The following is an 8,015-nucleotide window of genomic DNA, read 5'->3' as shown; positions in this document are numbered from 1 at the left end:
TGCTCCCGTTGTTTCATTGGAGGCAATTATCTACAGCTTATTTGGGGAGTTCTAGGTGGGGTTAATTAGGCGCTTACTAATAAATCAAATAATAAATCAAATAAACGTAGACAAACAGTAATGGAGGTACGAAATGGTCAAGTGGGTGAAGTTGAAAAAGTATTGCAATGATTCAGGAGATACCGCAAACGCAGTTCATGCCAAACGAAAAAAGGGAATTTGGCTTGATGGTATACAATGTAAGATAGGTCCTGATGGTAATGTGTGGGTCAATTTAATTGAGGTAGAAAGATGGGTGGAACACGGAAACAAAGCAACGATGCGCAGCCTCCGCGCGGGGTAACAGTTCGTGAATGGGAAACTGGCAGCTGCATTAGAATTGCTTTTCGATACCGAGGAGTCTTATGCCGTGAAACTCTCAAACTTGAACCTACTAAAGCGAATTTAAAATATGCTGAACGACTTCGAGGCGAAATTATTAATGCTATTGGTCTAGGAACATTTGATTACGTTGATTATTTTCCCGGTTCTAAACGTGCTCACATGTTTGGGCATGTATTTGTTAAGGCGACAGTTGGGGAGCTTTTGACAGACTATATGACCATAGCAGAAAATACTCTGGAACATAGTACAGTAAATGGGTATCGAAAAGTTTGTGCGGGACATTTATTCCCAACATTTGGACATATTCCTATAAAAGAGCTATCACCTATTATTATTCGTAATTGGATAACTGGGTTAAGTATAACCGTAAAAACAGCACGTAATATTTTAACGCCACTTCGTAACATGCTTGATCAAGCCTTAAATGATGGTTTAATTGAACAAAACCCTTTGGATAAACTTGTTTTATCTAAGTTAATCAATAAAAAAACCAGTAAAAGTGATTGGGAAGTAGATCCCTTTGATCGTGAGGAAATTGGTGTCATTCTTAACCAAGCCATCGGGCAAGCACGAAATTTATTCCAATTTGCCTTTTTTACTGGTTTACGTACATCAGAATTGATCGCTTTAGAATGGAACGACATTGATTGGCTAAAAGGGATGGTGAAGATAACCCGTGCTGTGGTCTTGAAACAAGAAAAAGGAACAAAAACCAAATCTGGTTCTAGGGATATCCTTTTACTTCCTCCAGCGTTGGATGCATTAATTAACCAAAAATCCTTCACTTATTTAGAAGGAAAACAAATATTCTATAATCCTCGAACAAATACCCCTTGGGAAACTGATGGACAAATTCGCAAAACTTGTTGGACTCATATACTCCGAAAGGCAGGCGTTCGTTACCGTAACCCATATCAAACTCGACATACATATGCCTCAATGATGCTTTCAGCAGGAGAGAATCCATTGTGGGTTGCCAAGCAGATGGGGCATAAAGATACAGAGATGATCATCAAGCATTATGGTCGTTGGATTCCTGATAAATCGATAGCGGCTGGATATAAACCTGTTAATGAGTGGAAAACTCCTAATTCTGCTTCTAATGAAAATATGAAATAGTACTTATCGATGATAAACTGTAACATTATGTTAAAATTTAAATCTTCGAAAAATAATACACAATCATTAAGGTAATTGCTTTATGAAAGAACGGGATATTGCTTTAGTTGATGAGCTACGTTCTCAGCCTTCTGAAGATAGCCTATTAGAATTTAAGAAAAATAATTTTGATCCAAAAATTGTAGGGAAGCTATGCTCTGCCTTGGCAAATGCTGCACGGGTAGCACAAAAAGAATTTGCTTATGTTTTATGGGGTATTGATAATGCTACCCATAATGTTGTAGGAACTACATTTGATCCAGACGCAGAATTAGTTGGTAATACAGTATTTCAATTATGGCTGGCGCAACATTTGAGTCCAGATCTAAGTGTTTCTTTTAAAAAAATTAACCATCCCAATGGGCGTGTGGTACTTTTAGAAATTCCTGCGGCAAGCATTGCTCCAGTAGCTTTTGATGCGATAGCTTACATCCGTATTGGCAGCGCTACCCCAAAGCTGCAAGATCATCCTGCGCTGTTTCAACGGTTGATTGGCAACATGCGTCCTTATACATGGGAAAAAGGTATTGCAATGCCGTATGTCTCAGAAGATCATGTCTTGGAATTATTGGATTATCCAACTTATTTCAAATTAACGAAACAAAGCTTGCCTGATAATCGTAAAGGGATTTTTGAACGACTGGCAGCTGATTCTTTAATTACAAAAGATGTAAGTAATCATTGGAATATTACTAATCTTGGTGCGATTTTATTTGCAAACGATTTAAATCGATTTGATTCTGCCCTATCTCGAAAAGCCGTTCGGTTTATAGCTTATGGTGGTAGTAATAGAGCCGCCACAGTAACTCATCGTTATGATATGCATAAAGGTTATGCTTCTGGTTTTGAAGAGCTGGTTACTTTTATTAATAATTTATTGCCTCAAAATGAGCATATCGGCTTGGTTTATCGTGAATCAAAACGTCTTTATCCAGAAATAGCAATTCATGAGTTAATTGCAAATGCTCTTATTCATCAAGACATGACTATCCGTGGTGCGGGTCCACAAATAGAGTTATTTACTGATCGGTTAGAAATTACTAATCCAGGAGAATCATTAGTTCAAACAGAACGAATGATAGATCTTCCTCCTCGATCTCGTAATGAAGCTTTAGCCGCTCTCATGAGACGCATGAATTTGTGTGAAGAGCAAGGAAGTGGTTTAGATAAAGTGATTATCAGTATTGAGCTTTTTCAATTACCGCCACCTAAGTTTCAAGCTGAAAAGTCTACGATGCAAGTCATATTATATGCGCCTCGGTCTTTTGCAAATATGACTATTGAGGAACGTATCCGTGCTTGTTATCAACATGCTGTAATGAAATACCTGAGTGGCGACCGTATGAAGAATGCCAGTCTTTGTGAGCGATTTGGAATTGAGCAAAAAAATGCTGCGCAAGCGTCAAAAGTTATTAGCGCGGCACTGCAAGCTAAACTCATACATGCCGCAGATCCAGAGCACCCAAGAGCAGGGTATCTGCCTGTATGGGCATAGTTAGATTTCTTGATTGGGTTTTGATTTTGAGACTGTTTTTTCAAGAAAAAATAGCTATAAGCTATTAAAATCAATGAATTACTGTAATAAAAGTTCTTGATTCGATTTTGATTTTAATTCGATTTTGATTGGATTTCGATTTTTTTAGTTTTTTTGCAGATTAAAATAAAAAAAATTATTAAATTCAATGAGATAGAGAAATTTTATTTCTTGATTCAGTTTTGATTGATAATAGGGATGCTTAAGAGAAAATATACCCAATTTGTGCCCAAAAACTTGGGGCATATGTTAAAACCAAATGTTTTCAATAGGTTGCAATAAATGGGCGCTGGTTCGATTCCCGCCGCCTCCACCAATTTACCATCCAGAACAATCCAACAACATCCATAATCCCTTGTAAACACTAGGCTTAAGGCCTATCATACGTCCACTATTGTCCAATAGATACCCCCTACATCCAAACCATAGTGGGGGTATTTATTGGGGTATATCGATAAGTCAAAAAGGAGATACCCCCAAAGTGGCTGAAAAGAAAGATATAACGTTTCGCAATGCTAAGCCAGAAGCTAAAGCCTATAAGATCTCTGATGAGAAAGGCTTATTCATGTATGTAACACCGCAAGGTAATAAATACTGGCGGTTGAAATACCGTTTTGGTGGTAAAGAGAAATTACTGGCCTTGGGGGTATATGATGACGTTACCCTTGCGAAAGCTCGTGAGAAACGTGATGAAGCCAGAAGGTTGCTTGCTGATGGTATTGACCCAGGCGAACATAAAAAGGTCATGAAGCAAGTGGCGGATGAACGCTCAGCTAATAGCTTTGAAGTAGTCGCTAGAGACTGGTTTGTAAAATACTCATCAAATTGGGTTAAAAGCCATGCGGATAAGATTATGCAACGCTTTGTGCGTGATATTTTTCCCTGGATTGGCAATAAACCCATCACAGAGGTTACGCCCCCAGTATTATTATCAGTAATTCGGCGTATTGAAGAACGTGGCGCATTGGAGACAGCACACCGAGCTTTAAGCAATTGTGGGCAAGTGTTCCGTTATGCTATTGCTACGGGTCGAGCTGAAAGAGATTCATCGCAAGATTTAAAAGGCGCGTTGCCTCCTGTAAAAACAAAGCACTTTGCAGCGCAAACAGACCCTAAACGCTTTGGCCAGTTGTTAAGAACATTTGAGGATTACCAAGGCTCACTCATTGTTCGATGTGCATTGCGTTTAGCACCATTAATATTTGTACGTCCTGGCGAATTACGCCATGCTAAATGGGAAGACATCGATTTTGATGCAGCCCAATGGAGTTATATTGTTACTAAAACAGAAACGCCTCATATTGTCCCTTTAGCTACGCAAGCCATAGCAATACTAAAAGAGCTTTACCCTTTGACGGGTAACAGTATTTTTGTTTTTCCTTCTGCCAGAAGTGATGCCCGTCCAATGAGTGATAACGCTATTTTGGCTGCTTTACGTCGATTAGGAATTAGCAAAGAAGAGGCCACAGGGCATGGGTTTAGGGCAACTGCAAGAACATTACTAGATGAAGTTTTGGGGGTTCGTCCAGACCTTATCGAGCACCAGTTGGCACATGCTGTTTGTGACCCAAATGGTCGAGCTTATAACCGGACTGCGCATTTGCAAGAGCGCAGAAAGATGATGCAACAGTGGGCAGATTATTTGTATCAGCTAGCTGATGAAACTTAAATTTTTAATGGAACAAAATGTTGAAAATAAAAAAAATAGAAGACTTACCCGATTGGTTTGATATAAAAAATTACGATGCTACCAAAGGCTTTACCGCTAGAGATTGGTATCAACAACTTTTTGTAAGAAAATTTTGTCAAGAAATTGGCAGTGAAAATAGTTTTGTTAAAGAAGTAATGTCTGCAATACGTGAAAATCCGATTATTGATGTGATAAATGATGAGAAGTTTTCATTAATTAACCGATATAGTGTATTTGCAAATAACATGTCCTTTATGCCTGGCATGCATCAGATGACGGCTCGTGAGTTTGTGGCGATTGAAAAAGATATTGACCCCCTAAAACTTGAACTTGCTCGAAATTGGTCAAGACAAAATCATTTGAACCCCCAAGTTCTTTATAGGCCTGAAATAGACCTCCCAATAAATGAATTAAATCCTAATTTTAAAGAATTTATTGCCATGAGCATTAATCCTAATTTACCTAAACCTCTTTTAATAAAGCAATTTGAAGAACTTCTGGATTCACTTCAAATTGGAGATTCAGAAAAACGTTACCAGCAGCTAGATTTTCGGAATTGGTATAAATATGGGGTATTACCTTATCTTGATTTAGATGTTTGGCAAAAGGAGGTCAATAAAAAAATTACTAATCTTATTTTTGCTAACGCTATTCACGCCGATGAAGTTCGTGGCGAAGAAAATATAAGAAAAACCACTTCTCATTTAGCTAAAACTCTTCTTACTTATGAGTCATTAACAGAGTTAGCAGGGCAAGCCTATATTGAAATGATTAAATAAGCGGAAAAACTCATCATCGAGTTTTTCCGGAAAAGAAGTATTTTTCCCATTCCTCGAAATCAATGGGTAGCAATTTAAAATGGTTCCATTATTAACTAATGGAGCCTTACAAATGCCTAATGGAATAGAAAAAAACTATCGCATCCTTCGCCTCAAACAAGTAGAAAATCGTACTGGCTTAAAGAGGTCTACCATATATAATCGAATATCTCTTGGCACCTTTCCAAAACAAATTCCCCTTGGCGGCGGCAGGGCAATCGGTTGGTTAGAATCTGAAATTGACGACTGGATTCAGCAGAGGATAATGAAAAGCAGACATGAGGAGACGGCTCATGTTTAATAGTAACGAAGTGTTAAATACAGCCAAGGGCCAATGGCCGCAAATTTTAGATTCACTAGGAATAAACACCTCATTCCTTAAAAATAAACATGGCCCATGTCCCGCATGCGGAGGGAAAGACCGTTTCAGATTTGATGATAAAAATGTAGGTGCGTTCTTTTGTAATAACTGTGGGGCAGGGCATGGCATCAAGCTATTACAATTATGTTGTGGCTGGGATTACCATCAAGCTTTGGAGCGAGTTGCTAGAGTGCTTAGAATTAGGCCGCAGAGTTATCCGTATAACAAACCCAGGCATATAACGGACGTTCTTAAAAACATTAATCTAAACAATCTACCAAATAAAGAATCCTTCAAAAACAAACAAGTGCCTTTAAAAAATGTTTGGTCATCATCAAAGCCTGTAACTTTTAATGATCCTGTAGATCGATATTTGCAATCTAGGGGTATGAGGCTTAGTTCGTTTCCAAAATCATTACGTTTCCACCCAAACTTACCGTACTACGAAGATGGAAAATTCCTAGGTAAGTTCGAGGCAATGATTGCATTGGTGCAAGATGAAAAGAATCATGGGGTCACTTTGCATAGAACCTATCTTAAGAACGGGAGAAAGGCCAATGTTCCCTATCCAAAGAAGCTGATGTCTCCAGTTCGAAAATCGGCTACTACAGGCGCTTCAATAAAACTTTTCGAACCAATAGATGGTGTATTGACAATAGCCGAAGGAATTGAAACAGCCTTATCTATTTATATAGCAAATCAAATTCCAGTATGGGCATCTATTAGTGCTCATGGAATGGAAAAAATTGTTTTACCAGACTCTGTGCATGAAGTTGTTATAGCGGCTGATAATGATAAGTCTGGTCAAGGTCAAAAATCCTCTTTAATACTTGCACATCGGCTGATGAATGAAGGAAAAAAAGTTAAAAGGCTTGTGCCTCCAAAAATAGGACAAGATTTTAATGATATTTTATTGAGGGGTATTAAATGAGCATTCAGGAAATTAGTAATTTTTTAGACAATACTCCTTATGAAACATCTCCATCGCTTGTTTCAGTGGATTGAAATAACTTTTTGAGTATGGAATTGCCTCAGCGTGAATTAATTTTAAATCCGTGGTTACCTAAAGCAGGTTTGTGCATGATTCATGCGAAAACTGGCATCGGCAAAACACATATTTCATTAAATGTTGCTTATGCAGTTGCTTGTGGAGGAGATTTTTTAGGGTGGGAGGCTGAAAAACCTAGGGGTGTATTGTTTATTGATGGTGAGATGCCTGCGATGATTTTACAAGAGCGGTTAAAAAATATTTTAAAAATGAATAGGCATGCGGAATTTCAAGAAGAATTCAAAATTATCACTCCAGATTTGCAAGAAATAGGAATTCCTGACATAGCTACTTTAGAGGGGCAATCTATAATTAATCAACACATTACCGATGGTGTTGATTTAATAATTCTAGATAATCTTAGCTGCCTTGTTAAATCAGGAAAGGAAAATGAGTCTGAAAGTTGGGAGCCTATTCAAACTTGGTTGCTTAATTTAAGAAGACAAGGAAAATCAGTGCTGCTTATTCATCATGCTGGAAAATCAGGTTCTCAGCGTGGGGCATCAAAAAGACTAGATGTGCTTGATTCTGTTATTTATTTGGAACGACCGGAGGGCTACACTCAGGATGAAGGAGCACGCTTCAATGTTGTTTTTGAAAAAAACAGAGGCTTTTGCGGAGATGATGCAAAATCATTTGAGGCTAGTTTGGTTTGTGACCATCAAGGTAATTTAATTTGGAAAACAAACTCATTAAAAGAAACCACCTATCAGCAAGTTGTAAGATTATTAAACGCAGGGATGATTCAGGAGCAAATTGCAAAAGAACTCTCGCGTAACCCATCTACAATCAGCAGGCATGCAAACAAAGCTTATAGGGAGGGGCTAATTAAAATACCAGCTCGTGCTAATGATAATTAAGCTGGTAGTGAGTTGCAGGGTTGCCCCCTATACCAGAATGCAATCCTGCAACTTATATCAACATACAATGATTTGAGGTAACCATCTCAAAGATCCCCCCATATTTTTACTAAATTGTCGTCATAAAGTCTTGATATAATATAGAAAAGGATCATTATTCTT

The 8,015-nt window shown here is 38.1% G+C and carries 7 protein-coding genes; all 7 read left to right on the top strand.

The genetic code is table 11. The features are described 5' to 3' along the window. Positions 1-291 precede the first annotated feature (291 nt). Entirely contained in the window at positions 292-1,503 is a 1,212-nt protein-coding gene (locus tag ACQY7T_RS01015) for an Arm DNA-binding domain-containing protein (RefSeq protein WP_428410877.1), read from the top strand. 82 nt (positions 1,504-1,585) lie between these two features. Continuing rightward, entirely contained in the window at positions 1,586-3,037 is a 1,452-nt protein-coding gene (locus ACQY7T_RS01010; RefSeq protein ID WP_428410876.1) for an ATP-binding protein, read from the top strand. Between the two features lie 520 nt (positions 3,038-3,557). Then, positions 3,558-4,745: a tyrosine-type recombinase/integrase gene (locus ACQY7T_RS01005; protein ID WP_428410875.1), complete on the top strand. Its 1,188-nt coding sequence runs from the start codon at positions 3,558-3,560 to the stop codon at positions 4,743-4,745. A gap of 17 nt (positions 4,746-4,762) precedes the next feature. Next, entirely contained in the window at positions 4,763-5,545 is a 783-nt protein-coding gene (locus ACQY7T_RS01000; protein WP_428410874.1) for a DUF6387 family protein, read from the top strand. Positions 5,546-5,624: 79 nt separating this feature from the next. Continuing rightward, positions 5,625-5,885 carry a helix-turn-helix transcriptional regulator gene (locus ACQY7T_RS00995; RefSeq protein WP_428410873.1) on the top strand — a complete coding sequence of 87 codons (261 nt, stop codon included), beginning with the start codon at positions 5,625-5,627 and terminating at the stop codon, positions 5,883-5,885. After that, entirely contained in the window at positions 5,878-6,876 is a 999-nt protein-coding gene (locus ACQY7T_RS00990) for a DUF7146 domain-containing protein (RefSeq protein ID WP_428410872.1), read from the top strand. Before ACQY7T_RS00995 ends, ACQY7T_RS00990 begins: the two co-directional genes overlap by 8 nt. Before the next feature lie 89 nt (positions 6,877-6,965). Beyond that, positions 6,966-7,853 carry an AAA family ATPase gene (locus ACQY7T_RS00985; protein WP_428410878.1) on the top strand — a complete coding sequence of 296 codons (888 nt, stop codon included), beginning with the start codon at positions 6,966-6,968 and terminating at the stop codon, positions 7,851-7,853. The last annotated feature ends 162 nt before the right edge of the window (positions 7,854-8,015 follow it).

This window comes from Legionella sp., from assembly GCF_965140895.1.
GTDB lineage: Bacteria > Pseudomonadota > Gammaproteobacteria > Legionellales > Legionellaceae > Legionella.
This window is presented reverse-complemented; position numbering and strand designations above follow the sequence as displayed.

Excerpts from the sequence above, each read along its gene's own strand:
- ACQY7T_RS00990 (WP_428410872.1), top strand. The coding sequence starts at position 5,878 with ATGTTTAATAGTAACGAAGTGTTAAATACAGCCAAGGGCCAATGGCCG.
- ACQY7T_RS01015 (WP_428410877.1), top strand. The coding sequence starts at position 292 with ATGGGTGGAACACGGAAACAAAGCAACGATGCGCAGCCTCCGCGCGGG.
- ACQY7T_RS00995 (WP_428410873.1), top strand. The coding sequence starts at position 5,625 with ATGGTTCCATTATTAACTAATGGAGCCTTACAAATGCCTAATGGAATA.
- ACQY7T_RS00985 (WP_428410878.1), top strand. The coding sequence starts at position 6,966 with ATGGAATTGCCTCAGCGTGAATTAATTTTAAATCCGTGGTTACCTAAA.
- ACQY7T_RS01010 (WP_428410876.1), top strand. The coding sequence starts at position 1,586 with ATGAAAGAACGGGATATTGCTTTAGTTGATGAGCTACGTTCTCAGCCT.
- ACQY7T_RS01000 (WP_428410874.1), top strand. The coding sequence starts at position 4,763 with ATGTTGAAAATAAAAAAAATAGAAGACTTACCCGATTGGTTTGATATA.